The organism is Paraburkholderia diazotrophica, from assembly GCF_900108945.1.
GTDB lineage: Bacteria > Pseudomonadota > Gammaproteobacteria > Burkholderiales > Burkholderiaceae > Paraburkholderia > Paraburkholderia diazotrophica.
In genome coordinates this window covers 36908-54758 of record NZ_FNYE01000022.1, presented here as the reverse complement: position 1 = coordinate 54758, position 17851 = coordinate 36908, and the positions used below count along the sequence as shown (strand labels likewise).

At 60.1% G+C, this 17851-nt stretch carries 14 protein-coding genes; 2 read left to right on the top strand and 12 right to left on the bottom strand.

Features of this window, described 5'->3' with window-relative positions; all coding sequences use genetic code 11:
- Window positions 1–19 precede the first annotated feature (19 nt).
- A complete protein-coding gene (gene car / locus BMW76_RS24840) occupies window positions 20–3667 on the bottom strand; it encodes a carboxylic acid reductase (protein WP_218162555.1) in 3648 nt (1215 codons plus the stop codon).
- Window positions 3668–3753: 86 nt separating this feature from the next.
- Window positions 3754–4818, bottom strand: coding sequence for a hypothetical protein (locus tag BMW76_RS24835; protein WP_245763366.1), 1065 nt, complete (start codon window positions 4816–4818; stop codon window positions 3754–3756).
- 64 nt (window positions 4819–4882) lie between these two features.
- On the opposite strand from BMW76_RS24835, the gene BMW76_RS24830 reads away from it, so the two are divergent.
- Window positions 4883–6028 (top strand): FadR/GntR family transcriptional regulator, encoded by a 1146-nt coding sequence (locus BMW76_RS24830; RefSeq protein ID WP_245763365.1) that lies wholly within the window; start codon window positions 4883–4885, stop codon window positions 6026–6028.
- Between the two features lie 22 nt (window positions 6029–6050).
- Here the strand turns inward: BMW76_RS24830 and BMW76_RS24825 are convergent, their stop codons facing one another.
- Together BMW76_RS24825 and BMW76_RS24815 are read right to left on the bottom strand one after the other, a co-directional pair.
- Window positions 6051–7202 (bottom strand): Gfo/Idh/MocA family protein, encoded by a 1152-nt coding sequence (locus BMW76_RS24825; RefSeq protein ID WP_090870010.1) that lies wholly within the window; start codon window positions 7200–7202, stop codon window positions 6051–6053.
- A gap of 216 nt (window positions 7203–7418) precedes the next feature.
- The gene (locus tag BMW76_RS24815; RefSeq protein ID WP_090870146.1) at window positions 7419–7862 is read right to left on the bottom strand and encodes a nuclear transport factor 2 family protein; all 444 of its coding nucleotides are present in this window, start codon (window positions 7860–7862) and stop codon (window positions 7419–7421) included.
- A 178-nt stretch (window positions 7863–8040) separates the two neighbouring features.
- Between BMW76_RS24815 and BMW76_RS24810 the strand changes: the two genes are divergently transcribed.
- The gene (locus BMW76_RS24810) at window positions 8041–8928 is read left to right on the top strand and encodes an SDR family NAD(P)-dependent oxidoreductase (RefSeq protein ID WP_090870006.1); all 888 of its coding nucleotides are present in this window, start codon (window positions 8041–8043) and stop codon (window positions 8926–8928) included.
- 23 nt (window positions 8929–8951) lie between these two features.
- Here the strand turns inward: BMW76_RS24810 and BMW76_RS24805 are convergent, their stop codons facing one another.
- The 8 genes from BMW76_RS24805 to BMW76_RS24770 all read right to left on the bottom strand — a co-directional run bounded on the left by BMW76_RS24805 (window position 8952) and on the right by BMW76_RS24770 (window position 17610).
- Window positions 8952–9632: a TetR/AcrR family transcriptional regulator gene (locus BMW76_RS24805; protein ID WP_090870004.1), complete on the bottom strand. Its 681-nt coding sequence runs from the start codon at window positions 9630–9632 to the stop codon at window positions 8952–8954.
- Window positions 9633–9761: 129 nt separating this feature from the next.
- Window positions 9762–10754, bottom strand: a complete 993-nt coding sequence (locus BMW76_RS24800; RefSeq protein WP_090870002.1) for an NAD(P)H-dependent flavin oxidoreductase — start codon at window positions 10752–10754, stop codon at window positions 9762–9764.
- Window positions 10755–10775: 21 nt separating this feature from the next.
- A complete protein-coding gene (locus BMW76_RS24795; RefSeq protein ID WP_245763364.1) occupies window positions 10776–11534 on the bottom strand; it encodes an SDR family NAD(P)-dependent oxidoreductase in 759 nt (252 codons plus the stop codon).
- A 74-nt stretch (window positions 11535–11608) separates the two neighbouring features.
- A complete protein-coding gene (locus BMW76_RS24790; RefSeq protein WP_090869998.1) occupies window positions 11609–12403 on the bottom strand; it encodes an enoyl-CoA hydratase/isomerase family protein in 795 nt (264 codons plus the stop codon).
- 78 nt (window positions 12404–12481) lie between these two features.
- A complete protein-coding gene (locus BMW76_RS24785; protein WP_090869996.1) occupies window positions 12482–13219 on the bottom strand; it encodes an enoyl-CoA hydratase in 738 nt (245 codons plus the stop codon).
- A gap of 20 nt (window positions 13220–13239) precedes the next feature.
- Window positions 13240–14400 carry an acyl-CoA dehydrogenase family protein gene (locus BMW76_RS24780; protein WP_090869994.1) on the bottom strand — a complete coding sequence of 387 codons (1161 nt, stop codon included), beginning with the start codon at window positions 14398–14400 and terminating at the stop codon, window positions 13240–13242.
- Between the two features lie 61 nt (window positions 14401–14461).
- Entirely contained in the window at window positions 14462–15673 is a 1212-nt protein-coding gene (locus tag BMW76_RS24775) for an acyl-CoA dehydrogenase family protein (protein WP_090869992.1), read from the bottom strand.
- 5 nt (window positions 15674–15678) lie between these two features.
- A complete protein-coding gene (locus BMW76_RS24770) occupies window positions 15679–17610 on the bottom strand; it encodes an AMP-binding protein (protein ID WP_090869990.1) in 1932 nt (643 codons plus the stop codon).
- Between the last annotated feature and the right edge of the window lie 241 nt (window positions 17611–17851).

The window sequence follows — 17851 nt, the reverse complement described above, 5'->3', positions numbered from 1 at the left end:
AATGTGTTACGGCGATACTTCAGTTCATCAATCGAAGATGACGCAGATCCGCAAGATACTTGCCAATAAAGTCCGCAGAGATCTGTGGAATCCGTCCGTCCCCTCCGACCATATATTTCCCCACACTCTCTTCGAATCTGGCGGATGGCACGCTGGTGCCGGCGGCACGAGACGACGGGACACCCAATTGGTGAATAAGCGGTAGCGAAGACTGCTGGCGCACCTTCTCTGGCAGGACACGCAACGCTGCCTCAAATCGCGCGAACCAATCGGAATAGTCGTCGATGCGTTGGATCTTGCAGCCGTGATCGATCGCCCAATCGACGAATGTATCCAAGGAAATGCCGTCGTCGTGAGGGTTTACAACGTGCCAGGTCCTATAACCCTCTCGCACCCTGGCGCCAAGCGTGGCAATCGATTTTGCTGTGAAATCCACTGGCAAGCCATCGTAGTGCGCATCCCCGTCGCCTGTGTAGAAGGTTCTGGGTGCGAGGCCGGTAATGGCGATGCTCAAGAGCCATCGTGTAAACATATCAGGGACATTGAGCTGCCCGGTGTACCGACTATGGGCCAAGATCATGCCCGACCGGAATACGGCGACTGGAAGACCAAATCGCTCGTGTGCATCGCGCAAGAGGGCTTCACCTGCCCATTTGCTGTTTGCGTACCCGTCTGCATAGCGATCGCCGTCGAGAGGGCGAACCGGTGTCGCTACGCGCACGTCGACATCCTCATCGATCAACCCGCCATTCGGAACTGCCGCGGCGGCGACGGTTGAGACGAAGCTGATTGGCTTGATTCTGTTGGTCAGCGCGAGACGTATCAGTTCCGCCGTACCGAGCACATTAGGGCCAAAGAGCTGTGAGTAGGGCAAGACGTGATTGACAAGCGCGGCGGGGTGAACAATGAGATCTATCGAATCTGTCAGCCGTTGCCAATCTGCGAGACTTAATCCGAGATTATGCTCGCCCAGATCACCCGCCAGAACTTCGAGGTGTCGCGCGGCGAGCGATTCAAATTCGTCCCGAAGATTGACGTCGCCAGTATCGAATGCCTGCGCAATGCGGTCCCGAGCCGCCGAGGCATCGCGGCCCCGCATGATGCAGATGAGCTTTCCGCCAACGGCCGCTACACGCTGTAGCCATTCAAGGCACAAAAAGCGACCAAGGTAGCCGTTTGCACCTGTGATCAGCACAGTCCGAATATGGTTGCGGGCGGGTTGCAGGTAGGACGCCTGCTCAAGCGTTTCGGCATCCAGAAATTTTTCGACGGCGAGATCGCTGGCGTAAATCGTTGTGGCCCCTCGACCATGAATTGAAGCAAAGGTCGGACGTAGCTGATCTGCCCGTCTCGCGCGTTCGATGTAACGGGATACTTCCATCAAACCTCCGGCCGGATTATTGATAACGCCTACCGGCACTTCGACTCCATATATCTCCTCAAGGAGGAGTGAACATGAAAGCGCTGATAGCGAGTCTCCACCCAGTTCCGTGAATGTCGCGTTTGTGGAAAGATCTGTGACATCAATACCCAATGTCGCGCCTGCGATTCGGACTACCACTTGTGCCACTGGCTCCTTTCGGCCATCACGCCGCAATACCTCGAGCTCATTGGCCTGACTTGCGGCGATCTCTGTATACAGATCTTCGAGCCGTCTGCCATAGCGCTCTTTGAACCGCGGCCGCTGGTATTTGCCGATGCCAGCCAAGAGCCCGTTTTCAACGCTGAATGGCTCCTGCTCGACAATGAAGTCCCGTGGCACCTCATATCCGTTGAGGTGTTCCGCGCGCGCGACAACCTTGATGGCCTCCCGGAGCGCCGCTTTAATTGCCCGATCGTCGTCGGCAATGCCCCTTTCCTTCAAAGCGTCCATATTTGGGACGAGTACACCAAGCAAAAACGACCGCTCGCTAGTGCCATACAGATACACCTGGCGAATTGCAGCGTGGCCGTTGGTATACAGGGTTTCCAGGCGCGATATCGCCACAAACTCACCTTGCGCAAGTTTCAGAACATTATTGCGCCGGTCGACGTAGACTAATCGGTCTTCGCCAATCTCGGCCATAATATCGCCGGTCTTGTAGAAACCATCCGAATCGAACACCGACGCGGTAACTTCAGGCCGCTTGAAATAGCCAAGCATTATGCTGCTGGTCTTGATGAGCAGCTCGCCACGAGGATAAGGACGATCGGTTTTGAAATATCCAAGTTCGGGGACGTCATCGAGTTTATAGTCGACGACTGGCGGTCGCATGATGCGTGTGTTGCGCACAGCACCCGATATCTCGGTCGCGCCATAGTGGTCATCCAACTTGAACCCGAGGCAATCTTCCATGAACTGCCGCAGGTCGGGGGCCAGTGGTGCTGAGCCGAAGTTGCCGCTCAGGAAACGTCCGCCAAGCACGCGATTGCGAACGTCCATCATCAGGTCATGCTTCAGCACCTCGATATCTACCGCCTCCGAACGCTGACGCTCAAGCCCGACGTGATATTGCTGATAAAGCATTTCGCAGATACGCGGCACTATCCCCATAGAGGTCGGGCGAGCAAGACCGATATCATCGAATAGCGACGAAAGATCGGCCTTCGCGGTAAAGTAGCAGGTACCTCCCGAGCCAAGTGTCGAAAAAACCCCGCTACGCCCGAATGAATGGTTCATCGGCATGTAATGCATATATAGCAGCGGCATCGGCGAGACGGCACACCAACTCGATTTCACCATCAGCTCCGGGTACATGGCGCCCTTGGGCGATCCCGTACTGCCAGACGTATAGTAGATTGTGCACATTCGCCTTTCGCTGCCCTCTTCTGCATAGAGCGGCGCCGGCTTTAGTTGATTCCCCCTGTCAATAGCTGATTGCAACGTAAGCATAAGATCGGGCATGCCGGCCGCAGTCAGTCTTGTCTGCGCATGCTCGTAGCGTGCCCGTTCATCGTCTACCTCCGGGTGATAGTCGAATAGCAACAGGCCGGACGGCCGGTGCCCGTCAAGAACAAGGTCGACTGCGGTTTCGAGGCACTCGACGCTCGTCGCCAGCCATTGTGGCTGTACCTCCATGACAATATCGCGCAACTGCTGCGCAGGTGCGTTAGTCTGAAGCGGCACGACAACCGCGCCGTTGTAAATCGCCGCAAGGTCGACAGTTGTAAAATCAACTCCCGCGAACGCGATCACGCAAAGGAGATCGTTCGCACGAAGCGAACTACTTTCACTGTAGTACCAGGTATTTGCCAGTGCGCGAGCTCGTGACCATAGCTCCCGATACGTAATAGTCTCGAAGGTGGGTTCCAGCCGAAGGTCAACCCGCCCCGTAGCTGGATCGGCCACAAGACTGCTTGCCCGTTGCGCCAGCGCCGGCCGGTTCGCATAGCCTTCAAGACAAACAGCGACGATCTGCGCCAAACCCAAGCCTGGACGTAGCTTTGCTTCGTTGACATCTGGTATTGGCAACGCGTCCCGAAACTGCTGATCGTGAGCCGCGAGCCCTGCGATTCTGTCCGCAAACTGATTTTTCCCGCTAGCGCCAACATTCCCGCTCACTATCTTCTCCTTCTCTTTCGCCCGGCTCGCCAACATTTTCGTCCCCTCACTTCGATGAACAGACCAGATCAGGCGGAGACGCAGCGGCGTTCCATATCCGGCGCCGCAAGAAGTCTGAATGCGCATCCAATCCTGGTTGTGCGGCTGGCAAATCGGTGCGCGTGTCGCCTTCCTCGCCATGCTCAATCACGACCACCAATTTGTCGGCGGCTTCAGTATTTTCGGAAGTTCACGCCAACTCGCGTGCCCAAGTCTCGTAGCCGGTTGACCGGACGGTCGCCGTGCTCAGGTGCCGCCTCTCCCCACCCGAACCAGACGTCCGGTTCGCGAGTGTCGCCAACGCGGCGCCAGCGGCCGTCCACCTGAGGGTTCTTCAGTGTCCCGAGACCGACCAGACGCCCCTTCGGATCTGGGATAAATTCCCATTCGTCACCAAATGCCGAGTACCGGATTCCTTCCTGCCAATAGCCGTTCGTTCCGAAGTCGACCTTGCCTGTCACGTCGTATGTGTAGCGCACCTCCCCCTTCTCGTTGCCGAGTATTGCAAACCCGAACATGTCATTGCCAAGGGTGAAGTGCCCGAAGTCGATGCTGCCATCTTTGTAGCGCGTCGCCCAGGTGTACCAGACGAGTTCCAGCTTCTCCTGCACAAGCGCGTCTTTCGTCTTGTAGATCTCGCCGCCTTCGTACATATAGATCGGATCGAAGCCGATCATGCCGCGCACCTTTTTGCCGAGAATGGTCCCTTCCATCTCGAAGATGTTCGCAACGTAATACATGCCAGCATCGCGTCCCGGCAGATACCAGTGCATGCCCGGCTTAACGAGCTGGCCCTTGATATCCATGCCGTTTTCCTCAAACCAGCTGCATTCGTCCGGCGTCCATGTCACATGAAAGCGATTGCCCGATGCCTGCGGATGGCTTTTCCAATGAATGCACTCGCCTTCCAGCGTCCTCGAAAAGCCATCATTCGGCACGGACTCCTTGCCGACGGGATGCATGTGCATGCCGTCCTCGTGACCGAGCGTGGTGCACAGATAGAAGCGTCGTCGTGAGTCCTTCGCGTCTGTCTGCAAGCCGGCGGGAATCCGGCGCATGGGACAGTAAATCTCGCCATCCTCGTCCCTAAATGTTCCCCACAGATAGAGCGCCTCGGGCGGCATTCCGAAATAGGCGCGATTGGACATCATGTCCTCAATGGTGGGCTCGAAGGCGCTGACGAGAGGTTGCCAGCCGAAATCTCCGCGCCGCGGCATGGTGGGTTTCGTGTCGCTCATGGTTAGATTTTCCGTCACGGGATGAAGTGGTTGAATTGGCTCACTATAGGCATCACGGACCGCGGTGAAAAACCGTTCGATCCGCTCGCCTCGTCACACCCCGGGTCGATCGAAAAATCAGCCATGCCACACTGCAGCTAACACGTTGATTTTTCTGATTTCACTTCCACGCTTAGAAACACGCGGACTTCGCATGCAAAAAAAAAACGTTACACGTAACGATCCGTGCGATATATTGAACGATATTCGCATTTTTATCGAGCCGAATTGGAAAATGGCAAGGTCGTCTGCAGAGCGTGTTGCCGACTATCGGGCGCGCAAGAAGGCCGAAGGCATGGCAAGCCTGACGCTGGTCGTGCCGGCGGCCGATGTCGCGCTCTTCAACCAGTTCGCCGCACAGCGCCGCGAGAAAATGCGCGAAGGTCAGCATCCCTCCGAAGCCCCGCGCCAGCAGTGGCTTTCGATGCTGGCCGCGATGACGCCCGCGCTGCCGTCACCCGCCGCACCTCGACGCAAATGCAATGCGCTCGGGGCGCCGATCACGCGCGCGCAGACGCTCTTCGTGTCACTCCTGAAGCACATCATCCAGCTGGGATGGCCAGAGGGATTGCCTCTCGGCTCCGAGCAGGATTTAATAAAGATCCATGGGGCGAGTCGCGCCGCAATGCGCGGAGCGATCCGGTTGCTCGAGCACCACTCCATCGTGAGGGTGCAGCGCGGCACCGGAGGCAGCGTGATCGTCGCCAGGCCGGATCTGAGCGCGACGATGCAGGCCGTCAGCGTCTATCTGGAGTATGCGGGCATCGCGTCGCGCGATATTCTCGCGACACGCCGCGCACTCGAGTTGGCCGTCCTGGATCTCGTCATTGAACGGCTCGACCGGGAAGGCGAGCAACGGCTACGTGATCAGATACAAACCGAAGCGCAACTCGACGGCCGCGCAGGGGCCGATGAATTCCTGCGATTTCATTTCCTGCTAGCCGAACTGTGTGGCGATCCCGCCTTGCGCCTTTTCGATGGCATCGTCCTGCAACTGGCCGACGCTCATTCCACGTTTCACCGGCAAAGCCGGCCCGAGCGGGACCGGGTCGTCGCGAGAATCAAGGAATATCATCGCAAGATTGCGTGCGCAGTCATCGCCCGCGACAGGGACCAGGCTCGCGGGCGGATGGCCGAGTACATCGCAGGCATCAAAACGTGGCTCGAATAAAGGCGGCTCTACACCAACTCTCTCAACGACCGCCGATCTCGATCCACCGTCCGCTGCGACCGGATTCGATCACCGCCTCCACCACCCTGTGCGCGTGCGTGGCTTCCTCGAAACCTGGTGACGGTGCGCGTTTTAGTTCAATGGCCTGGAGCATGTCGTGAAACATCCAGCCCATCGACACCATGTACGAAGGAGCATTCTCCTTTGAGAACGCCGTTCCCGGAACGGCGAAATATTGAGCAGGCGTTTCGAGCCATTCACCTGCCGCCGTACCGAACTCGAATGGCTCCGGCTTGCCCGCATAAAGACGCGAGGAAATACCGTCGCCGAAGGTAGGATCAACATAGAGCAGCCGCCCCTTCGTCCCCCACAATTCGGCGCGGATGCCGGGACCATCGGCCACGGCCCAGCTCGTCTGCACCGTGCCCAGCGCCCCGTTTTCCATGCGCAGCACGCTGCAGCCAAGATCGGCAGTGTCTGGCGTGTATGCACTGCCGTCTGGCAGACGCCATTGCTTGATACCCGTTGTGTCGGACCCGGCCGCTGCTTTCACTCGCCCGAGCAGCGGCATGAGCAGGAGCACCATGTGGCTGCCGAAATTGCGCCATGCGCTGCCACCGCTTTGCGCGTCGGCAAGCCACTTGTAGGGAGACACGCCGCCGCCAGGATACGAGGCGTGCGGATAGATGAAACCATCATGGTTGCGCAGCGGCTGAAGCAGCTGAAAATTGAATCCGAGCGGTTCGCCAAGAAACCCGTCTGCGATCAGCGCCTGCATGTGCATCGCTGCGGGCACCCAGCGGAACTGTGCATCGACGACGCCGACCAGCCCCTTCTTCGCAGCCAGTTCGCTCTGCGCGACGGCCTGCTCCGTGTCGACCGCAAAGGGCAACGCGTCATACACATGCTTGCCTGCATTGAGAGCGGCCATCACCATGTCGTAGCGATAAGCGGGCCGGCTGCCGACATCGATGATGTCGAGTGTGGGATCGGCAACGAGGTCAGCGACGTCCCAATAGGCGCGCGGCACGCTGAATGCCTGCGCCGCCGCTTCGGCGGTCTCGCGGTGTGCGGTGCAGACCGCCGCCACCTCTACATCGGGCAACAGCCGCCAGGCGCTGCCGTGTACTTTCAGGCTCCAGTTGGCGCCGATGATGCCGATTCTGCGTGTCACGATCGCTTCTCCATGTCTCGTTCCTTCGTTTCGTTGGTCACAGGCCCTGCCGGTTCCAGCCGCTGCTTCGCCGTCGCCCGATAGCCGCTGATAATCGATTCGAACTCCGCCAATGCCTTCGCGTAGTCGCGTCCCAATCCGCTTCCGGCGCCCGTGACGATCGCAACGCGGCCGTCGAAGCGAATCGTACGTTCCGCATCCGATACGTTATTTGCGTCATGCCTGCACTCCGACATCGACGCGTAGTCGCCGCAGTTTCATGCTCTTGATGAACCACTGACCGTCGATCTTCTCGTAGGTCTCGATGTAGTGACCGTAACCATGCAGTGTGCGATTCGGATACGCCGAGCCCGCTTCCCAGCGCAACATGTCTTCCATTGCCCAGATGCCGCTCGCCGTTGTGTCCGATGTGATATCGATCTCCGGACAATGGCCGTGATGAACACTCACGCAACCGTCAAGCGGAACACTGACCGCCTGCACGATCTCCTCCCCGCCCGCAAGCATGCATCCGGGCACGTCGTCACTGATGTCGAATCGGGCATCGAGGGCGAACACGGATTTGAATTCTGCCCAGTTCTTTGTGTCGACGCAGCGTAGATAGCGCGCCTTGAGTCGTTTGATCTCCTCGATTGCAATGAGTCTTTCGATGTCGGTCACGCCGGGTTTCTCCATTGATCGACGTCGTTGCACCAGCGCCTTCTTCGGAATTCGCGGACGCGCATTCCGTCGATTGCTTTAATATCCTTGAGCAACAATAGCACCGACAGTACCATTATTCAACTCAAGAGATTCGTTGTGTTTTCGATCGCTTACATCACGATGGCAGGAGAAGCCGATGGGCATTCTGGATTGCAGAGGTGCGCTTGCAGGACGCAGGGCGGTGTTGATTGGAGGCGCGGCGGGAATTGGCCGAGCGGCCGCCCTCGCACTCGGCGGGGCCGGCGTCGATATCGCCTTGTGCGACATTGATGACGAAAGCATTGCCCGCACATCGGCGGAGTTGCGCGCAATGGGACGCCGCGTGCTCGGCATGCAAGCGGACGCCACGCAGCCCCGCCAGCTCGCGCAGTTCTATAGCGAGGCGGCGCACTTCTTCGATGGCATCGACACGCTTGTGAACGTGGTTGGCGGCACGTGCATGCAGCCATTCATGGACCGCTCGGAACGCGATTGCGCCGACGACATTCAGCGCAATTTCGGCTACGTAATCGAGTCGATGCGCCACGCGGTGCCGCTACTACAGCGCAGCGGTCGCGGCGGCTCGATCGTGAATTTCACGACCATCGAAGCTCATCGCGGCGCCGGCGGTTTCGCGGTCTACGCGGGCGCGAAAGCGGCAACGACGAACTTCTCGAAGGCGATGGCCTGGGAACTCGGTCCGCTCGGAATACGCGTGAACATGATCGCGCCCGACACGACGCCCAGCGCGGGCAACGCAGCAGCCATTCCCGAGCCCTGGCGCTCGCTCAACGCCGATGCGCCGCCTGAATGGTGGGCGAAAGCCTTCCAGATGTACATCCCGCTGCAAGCTCCTCCCGTTGCGGACGATCTGGCGAACGCGGTGTTGTTCCTCGCTTCCGATCTCGCAAAGTCGATCACTGGTCAGGTGTTGCATGTGGATGGCGGTGCCGCATCCGCCCTAGGCATGCTGCGCTGGCCTTACGACGAGGGTGCGACGCTCCCGGTTCCTATGGGCGGCACGTTGCGCAAACTGTTTGGTTAGTGCCGCGCGACGGAAGCCGCCATTTACTTCCGGGTCGATGCGCGCGGAAGTATGCCGTCGAGAAACAGCGTAAGTGCGACTTCCAGCACGGCATGCCGCTCGTTCTCGCGAGGCGGCTCGCCGAGGAAACTGGCGAGACCGCCACTCGTCAACGCGCCGAAGCACGCAGCGGCCGCACGCGGATCGGCAACTACGATCTTTCCATTGCGTGCCATCGTGGCGAGATAGTCAGCGATCGGAGCCAACGCCCTGTCCTGCTGTTCGACAACGCGTCCAAGCATTTCTCCCAGTTCGTCTCTCGCCTCGCTCACCGCCCGCCACATCGCGCGGATACTCAGATCAGCGTGGTAAGACTGAATGATTTCGCCATAGTCGCGCAGCACCGAGCGCGGTGAGCGGCGAGCATCGGTCGAAACCTGCGCCAGCGGATCGAGCAGCAGCGGAACGCCGCGCTCCATCGCCGCGCTCAGCAGACCCGCCTTGCTTCCATAGCGTCGGTAGATCGTGGACTTGCTCGCGCCAAACGACGCCGCGATGCCGTCCATAGTCGCCGCTCGATAGCCCACGGCCATGAACTGCTCGAGTGTGTGGTCGAGCAGTTTGTCCTGGCGCTTCGCCGCGTCGGCCTTGAATGGGCGACCCCGCTTCGCACGTGGTAAAGCCTCGTCCTCAAGCGTGGCCCGCGGCCTTTTTACTGCGCTCATGGCGTGTCGATAGAGATCGCGTATGAATTGCCGGTATTGAAACCAGTACGCGTGAGATTGTAGCCTGGGGGCCACGTGCGCCGGACCCGCGTGGCCCGCTGCGCGCTCTGTCTTCGCCATGACAAGCGTCTACGTCATCAGCTTGTTAAGCCGGTTCGCAGAGGCCACCGCGTCGTCGATCATCTGGTCGAAGATTGCCTCGACGCTCCTGACCGCATCGGCAAAGACGGCCGCATGGCCGTAGTCGATCATGCCCTTGCGCGTGTCGCCAGTCACGTATGCGTCGTGTGCGAGTGCGCCCATCACGTAGGGACGGAACCGCTCAAACTCAGTCACCTGCGCGCGATCGAGTTCCAGGACCGCCTCGGCGCTCTCGTTGCGCAGCACGCGGTGGTGATCACGAATCGCTGACTTGACCACGACGCTCTCGCTGCCGTCGCCCGCCACCACCTTCGCCTTGACATCAGGATGAATCCACAGCTCGTCGGCAACCATCATGCGCGTGCCCATGATGACAGCGTCAGCACCCATCGCCAGAACGCCCGCAAGTTGCCGCCCGGTACCGATGCCGCCGCCGATCACCACGGGCAAGCCAATTTCACGCGGCGCCTGCGCGGCCTGCACGATGCTGCCGATCTGATAGATGCCGGGATGACCGCCGCATTCGTTGCCGACGACGATCACACCGTCGACGCCCATCCGCACCGCCGTATGCGCATAGCGCACAGCGGGCACCTTGTGCAGAACCTTGACGCCCGCCTCCTTGAGCAACGGCACGACCGCTTCCGGACTCGCGCCGGCCGTCTCGACGCAAGCGACTCTCTCTTCGATCAGAATGCGGATCTGTTGCTTGACGCGCTCCGCACCGCCCGCTTGCCGCGATATGTAGAGATTGACGCCGAAGTTCTTCGCGCCGCTGAGTTCGCGACAGGTGCGCAACTCGTTGCGAAATTCGTCGGCATCGGGAAAGCCGGCGCCGACAATGAACCCCATGCCACCCGCGTTGACGACGGCCGCGACATATCGGGCATCGGACACGCGTGGCCCGAGACCGCCGCAAAGAATGGGGTGGCGAATGCCGAGCAAATCGGTAATTCGCGTCTTGAACATCTGGGGACGCACGATGCGGACTCCTCGTTCAGGTTAGCGAAACGAGATCGTATGGCCGCCGTCCACCGCGATCGTCTGACCGTTGATATAGCCACCCGACGGTGAAGCCAGAAGCACGGCGAGCCCGGCAATCTCTTCGACCTCGCCGAAGCGTTGCGACGGATTGCGGCCACGGTACCATTCGACCATCGCCTCATCTTCCCATTGCGAACGCGCCATCTCGGTCTTGAAGGTCCCGGGCGCAATGCAGTTGGCCGTGACGCCCTTCGCGGCGAATTCCATCGCGAGGTTTCGCACCAGTTGCATATCGGCGGCTTTGGTGAGCCCGTAGGTTCCCGTCACGGCATCGCCGAACAGGCCGACCACCGATGCCACCGAAATGAAGCGACCATATCCGCGCTCAATCATGCCCGGCACGGTCATCTGCGCGAGCCAGATATTGCTCTGTACGTTGACCTGCATGAACTTGTTGAACGTTTCGTCCTGTAGGTCGAGGGCAGATCCAATCCACGGATGAATTGCCGCATTGGCCATCACGATATCGACTCTGCCCCACTCGCCGTTCGCTGCATCCACGAGATTTTGCAGTTCGGCCTTCCTCCCGATGTTGCAGGCAAACGGCATGGCCACGCGGCTGCCAATCTTTTCGTTGATCGCTTGCGCGGCAGTTTCGCAGGCGTCGGAGTTACGTCCGGAAATGACGATTTTCGCGCCATGCTCCGCCATACCGTGCGCGCTGGCGTACCCAATGCCGCGACTCGATCCGGTGACGATGGCGACTTTGTCAGTCAAGTCGAAAAGCGAAGAGCGCATACGTACTCCACATAAACACGAAAGTGCCGATGAAGGAAATTCACCGGGCGGGATTAGCTTTGCTTACGTTTCTGTTGGACGATGAACGCTGAGGCGATCTCGTGATGCTCATTGCTGAGCGTCGCCGCCAGTTGCCGCGCAAGCGTCGTGTCGAGCATCTGCGCCGCGCTGCGATGGAGGTGGAGATTCATCAGCTTCTTGGTTTCGCGCAGCGCGTGACGCGGTTGTTTGAGCAGCTTTTCGGCAAGCGCCAAGGCCTCGTCCATCAGCTTGGCGGGCTCCACGACGCGGTTGGCGAGTCCGTATTCAACCGCCTGCTGCGCAGTGATGCGATCGCCTGTAAAGATCAGCTCCTTCGCGCGTAGCAGACTGGTGTAGAGCGGCCACGCTACTGAAATTCCATCGCCGACGACGAGACCGATATTGATATGCGGCTCGGCCAGAAACGACTTCTCGGACATCAGAACGATGTCGCACAACGTGGCCATCGTCGCGCCCCAGCCCACCGCAGGTCCGTTGACCGCCGCGATGACGGGAATCGGCACGTCGATGAAACCGTGTATGGTCTGGCGCGCGTTCTCTTGAACGCGCCGCGCAAACTCAGGGTCGTCGAGCGTCTTGACGAAGTGGTTCATGTCTCCGCCCGCGCTGAATGCCTGTCCCGCGCCGGTGAGAATGGCCACGCGGGCTTCGGGATCTTCAGCCAGCGCGGCGAATAGCTTCGGATAACTGAACAGCATCTCCGTTGTCGACGCGTTCAGATCGTCTGGCCGGTTGAGCGTGATGATGCGCAGGCCGCCGTCGGCCGTCACCTGGATGTCGTCTGGAAGGCCGTAGAGATTTGTCATGTTAGCCGCCGTAGGGCGAAGTCGTTGGACGAGCTGGCGCTCCCGCGCCCGCGTTACACGCTTTGTTTGGCAGATCGACTACTTCCGCACCTGCCATGCCATGCCGCCGCGTTGCTTTCGTTCCGCCAAAGTCGCTTTCTCGATACGCAAGGCTTCTTCGAGCGTTGTCAGCGCACCCTGATCGATCACGTGCTTGACTGTGGCGACGAGATCGGGCCGGCGGCTCGCGATCGTCTTCGCTAGCGCCGCTGCGCGCTCCATCAACTGATCGTGGGCGACCACCTCGTTCACGAGACCAATGCGCAATGCCGTGGCTGCGTCGATCGGATCGCTCGTGAAGCTAAACTGCTTGGCCCATCTCGGGCCCACAATATGTGGCAACCGCGCGGTCATGCCGCCTCCGGCGAGTGCGCCAATTTTTGTGTGCGTGTCCGCAAAGCGTGCACGCTCGGACGCAATGATGAAGTCGCATCCCATTGCAAGTTCGAGCCCACCCGTGACGACAGCGCCGTTCACCGCCGCGATAACCGGCTTGGTAACGCGCGGCCACATATCGATCATTTCCGCGACTCGCGCACGGGGCGCATCGGGGGCGGAGAAGTCATTCAGATCGAGTCCCGCGCAAAAGGCCGGATCGGCGCCCGTTACGATCAGCACGCGCAGGCTTTCGTCGGCTTCGAAGCGGTGTAGTGCGTCGATGAGCGCTTCCGTCAACGCGAGGTTCAGCGCGTTGCGGGCCTCGGGCCGATTCAGTGTCAGCGTGAGAACGGCATCCTGATGCGTCATGCCGAGCAAATCGGCTCCCTTTGCGTCCATGGCGGTGCCTCGATAGGGGTTCATGCCGCTGCGGCCAATGCCTCATGTTGGATCTGCCGGGCATAGCGATTCAGGTGATAGTCCATGTTGCCGAACAACGCATCGAGCACGAGGTGGCGGCGATAATGATGGCCCACTTTGTATTCGTTCGTGATGCCATATCCGCCGTGCAACTGAATGCCCTGCTGCGTAACGAACTTCGCGCTGCGAGTGGTCTGCGCCTTGCAGCCCGAGATTTCCACGCTTCGCTTTTCACTGTCCTCACTGAGCGCGAGCAATGCACGATGCAGGGTTGCTCGCGCCTGCATCGCATCGATCGCCATGTCGGCCATGCGGTGTTGCAGCGCCTGGAAGCTGCCGATCGCAACGCCGAACTGCTTGCGCGTTTTCAGGTATTCGGAAGCGAGTTCGATGGCGTCTTCCATATCGCCCACCAGTTCCGCGCAGAGCGCGACGATCGATTCGTCGACGGCGGCTTGCAATCCTTCGAATGCGCGGCCAGCTTCGCCGACGACATCAGACTGCGCGACCATCACGCCTTCGAGCAGCAGGTCGGCCGACGGCGTGCCATCGAGGAGCGCGCACGTCTTGAGCGTCACGCCGGACTGCTTTGGATCGACGAGAAATAGGCCGATACCGTCCCTGTCACTGGCCGCACCCCCGGTGCGAGCGACGACGAGCAGGCGATCGGCAACGGGCGCGCCGACCACGAACGTTTTGTAGCCGTCGAGGCGCCAGGCGCCGTCTGCCGTCCTGTTCGCCGTGGCCGTTACGTAATGCACCTGGCCTCGCGCCTCGCGTTCGCTATGCGCGACCGCGTAGACGGCTTCGCCGGAGACGATCTCACCGAGGATCGTTTCGCGCTGCCCTTCGCGGCCACAGCGCATTACGATCGACGCCGGAAGCACGCCACACATCACGTATGGTTCCAGCACCAGTGCGCGCCCGATCCGCTCAGCCACAATGGCGCTTTCCACAGGCGAGAAACCGAGCCCGCCCATCTCCTCCGGCACCGCGATACCAAGCCAGCCCATCTCGGCGAGCGTGCGCCACGTCTCGCGCGAAAAGCCGCCCCCTTGCGAAGCCAGATTGCGGCGATGTTCGAACGTATAGCTCTTTTGCACGAAGCGTTGCGCGCTTTCCTGCAGCATCCGCTGTTCGTCGCTCAACTCAAAGTCCATGCTGCACCCTCTTTTGTACTGGCAATTAATACGAGCCCCCGTAACGGGGATCGACGCAGCGTCACAGATCGAACATCGCCTTGGCGATGATGTTGCGCTGAATTTCAGCCGTCCCGCCATAGATCGTGCAAGCGCGCCGATAGAAAACCTCGGCAGCGAGGCCCGGCGCATATTCGGGCCCGGTAAACGACACGTCGCGCAGCGCGCGCTCTTCGTTCGGGTCGGGATAGAACACGGCGCCGTAGTCGCCAATCACCTCCAGCAGCATCTCGGTGAGCTTCTGGTGAAGTTCCGAGCCTCGCACCTTGAGCATGGAGCCGATTGCCATGCCGCCGCTGCGCTCGTCTATCCCTTGATGCAAAATCTTCTGCACCGCCATGTCGATTGCCCGAACCTCCAGCTCATGTTGCGCGAGACGCGCCGCAAACGTCGGGTCCTCGATCAATGGCTTGCCCGCCACGCGCTCGCGCGACGCGTAGTGCCGGATCTTGCGCAGATAGCGCTTGAGCGCCGGTGCTTCGGCGCCAAGGAACGCGCGCTCATTGAAGAGCAGAAACTTCGTATATCCCCAGCCCTTGTTCACTTCGCCGATCAGGTTTTCGGCGGGCACGCGTACGTTGTCGTAGAACACTTCGGCCAGATGATGGCAGCCATCGAGCGAGCCGATGGGCCGGACGGTGACACCAGGCGAAGCCATGTCGAGCAGCAGGAACGATATGCCCTTTTGCGGCTTCGCTTCGCTATCCGTGCGCACCAGCACGAAGTTCCATTGCCCATAGGCGCCGAAGCTCGTCCAGATCTTTTGTCCGTTGACGATGTAGTGGTCTCCATCGCGAACCGCCGTCGTGCGCAGCGACGCGAGATCGGAACCCGAGCCCGGCTCCGAAAAGCCCTGCACCCAGAACACTTCTCCACGCTGAATCGGCGGAAGAAAGCGCCGCTTCTGCTCTTCGTTGCCGAACTCGCAAATCACGGGGCCGACGAGCGATACGCCCGCCTGATTCTGCGTGGGCGCACCCGCGAGATAACACTCTTCCTCGAAGATGTAACGCTGCATCGCGGTCCAGCCCGTGCCGCCGTCGGCAACGGGCCAATGCGGCACCGACCATCCGCGCGTTTCGTGCAGAATGCGGGTCCAGCGCTGCGAATCGTCGCCGCCTGCAAGAAAGCCCTGCTGCCCGCGAAAAGCCATATCTGCCGGCAAGTGTTCCCTGAGAAATGTCCGAACTTCTTCGCGGAACGCAATGTCGGCGGGGTCTACGCGAAAATCCATATTGTTTAGCTTCCAGCGTTTTCGGTACGTTGAACTCGGTCTGCGTCGGCTACGGCTACGTTGCCTACAAGCGTGCGCGGCGTAGGCGGCATGCGATATAGCTCCTCTACGACGCCACGACGCCGCTCGAGCACATTGCGCTGACTGATCGCACTCTTCGCACTCAATTCACCGTTGTCGAGCGTGGGCTGCTCGCTTTCGAGCACGATGCGCGCGATACGGGCGGAACTGCCGCCGGGGCGCGCAGCGAGCTTATCGACGCCCTTCTGGAAGAACGCCAGCACGCCACGGCTGTTAATGATCTGATCGACACCCGGCATCGGATCATGAAGGTCGTCGCAAAGCGCGCGGCACGCTTCGATGTCAGGGAATACGAGCGCGGTCAGGTAGTCGCGGTCGTGCCCCGCAATGACGATGTCGCGCGCGTACGCGCCGAAAATGTTCAGCGCATGCAGACGCAACTCGCCAACGTTGACCCATGTGCCCGTTGACAGCTTGAAATTCTCGGCAATGCGGCCATCGAAGCGCAGGCCAAGTTCGAGGCGCTGCGGGTCGATGAACGTTGCAGCGTCGCCGGAACAGAAATATCCCTCCTCATCGAACGAGGCAGCGGTGCGCTCGGGGTCTTTCCAATACCCCGAAGTAACACAGTCACCAAAGAAGCGGATTTCCAGCTTCGCTCCGACGGGCGCCACCTTCACTTTCACGCCGGGAACGGGCAATCCTGCAATCGCCTCGCGCCGCGGATCCCAGGCGGCCGACATCGGCGTGGGGCCTGCCTCCGTGCTGCCGATCCCCGACATGATGAGCACGCGCTCGCCTATCGTGCGTACGGCGAGTTCGTCGAGTTCGGCCCAGATGTACTCCGGCAGACTTGCGCCGCCGTAGTAGATCAGTGCAAGCTTGCTGAAGAACTTCTCGCGCAGTTCCTTGTCCGCCTGCAGATGCGGGATGAGCGAGGCCAATCCTTGGGGCGTATTGAGGTAGACCACCGGCGCGATTTCACGCAATGCCTGCACCGTGGGGCCGATTTCCTCCGGCGTCGGCTTGCCGGGGTCCAGATAGTAAGTGCCCCCGCCGTATAGCACCATGCCAAAGTTATGTGTGCCGCCGAAGGTGTGATGCCATGGCAGCCAGTCGACGAGATCCGGCGGCCCGTCCTGAAGAAACGCGAACACTTGCGCGACCTGCTGTCGATTGCTGCACAACATCCGCTGCGGGTAGATGACGCCCTTCGGCGCGCCCGTCGTTCCCGAAGTAAACATGATCTTGCCCACGGTATCCGGGCCGACTGCGTTAAACGCCTTATCGACTTCGGCCGTAACCGGTGTCGTCAGCCACTCCGCGACGCGCGAACCGGCTCGGCCCTCCGGCAACGGACCGACGACGACACACTCCACGTCGCCGAACACTTCGCGCAATGCACGGCCATACTGCGCGCCGTCATCCGCGAAGACGAGGCCAGGCGTGCACACGGCCGCGAGTTGCTTAAGCTTCGAAAAGTCCTGCGATAAAAGCGAATACGCGGGCGTCACCGGAATATAGGGAACCCCGACGTGTAATGCGGCGAGCGCGAAGAGCGCGTGTTCGAAGCTTCTATCCGAAAGAATCATCAACGGACGGGACGCAGACAAACCTCGATCGAGCAGCGCCTGCCCCAGTGCGCGTGCACCGTCGAACGCCTGCTTATAGGTGAGGGACTCCCATGATTTGCCGTCCGGCGTGCGCCGCGCAAGCAACGCGCGTTCGGGCGTGACGCTCGCCCAGTATTCGAGCCGCTCCGTCAAGCGCACGGGATAGGGTTCAAGCGCTTCCTTCAATTCATATACAACGCTTCCATCAGGCCTTTGCTCGACGATGGCATCCATGCTGCCGAGGCGTATCGGGCGAAACGGCACATCCATCAGGGGATCGTGCGAAGCAGTACCTGCATCCATCTGAATCGTCCTGTTGTTATCTGGCAATCCATGCTCTGCGAGCACTCGCATCGACTTTCGGTACCGAAAATCTTGTGGGCCAAAAGGGAAACCAATAATTGAACGTCGATCGTAATTCTGAACCAGCATAGCGCGAAATCGAACGCACGTCTATCCGTTGTCACCCACGAGGAAGGATTGCTGCCGAACACATGATCCGGTGCGAATATCGCGCTAAATGCGCGGCACGATCACATCCTTT

What these genes read in the sequence shown, in the direction of transcription:
- BMW76_RS24790 (WP_090869998.1), bottom strand. Translation starts at nt 12,403, where the DNA reads ATGACAAATCTCTACGGCCTTCCAGACGACATCCAGGTGACGGCCGAC.
- BMW76_RS24770 (WP_090869990.1), bottom strand. Translation starts at nt 17,610, where the DNA reads ATGGATGCAGGTACTGCTTCGCACGATCCCCTGATGGATGTGCCGTTT.
- BMW76_RS24810 (WP_090870006.1), top strand. Translation starts at nt 8,041, where the DNA reads ATGGGCATTCTGGATTGCAGAGGTGCGCTTGCAGGACGCAGGGCGGTG.
- BMW76_RS24775 (WP_090869992.1), bottom strand. Translation starts at nt 15,673, where the DNA reads ATGGATTTTCGCGTAGACCCCGCCGACATTGCGTTCCGCGAAGAAGTT.
- BMW76_RS24835 (WP_245763366.1), bottom strand. Translation starts at nt 4,818, where the DNA reads ATGAGCGACACGAAACCCACCATGCCGCGGCGCGGAGATTTCGGCTGG.
- car (WP_218162555.1), bottom strand. Translation starts at nt 3,667, where the DNA reads ATGCGCATTCAGACTTCTTGCGGCGCCGGATATGGAACGCCGCTGCGT.
- BMW76_RS24805 (WP_090870004.1), bottom strand. Translation starts at nt 9,632, where the DNA reads ATGAGCGCAGTAAAAAGGCCGCGGGCCACGCTTGAGGACGAGGCTTTA.
- BMW76_RS24785 (WP_090869996.1), bottom strand. Translation starts at nt 13,219, where the DNA reads ATGGACGCAAAGGGAGCCGATTTGCTCGGCATGACGCATCAGGATGCC.
- BMW76_RS24780 (WP_090869994.1), bottom strand. Translation starts at nt 14,400, where the DNA reads ATGGACTTTGAGTTGAGCGACGAACAGCGGATGCTGCAGGAAAGCGCG.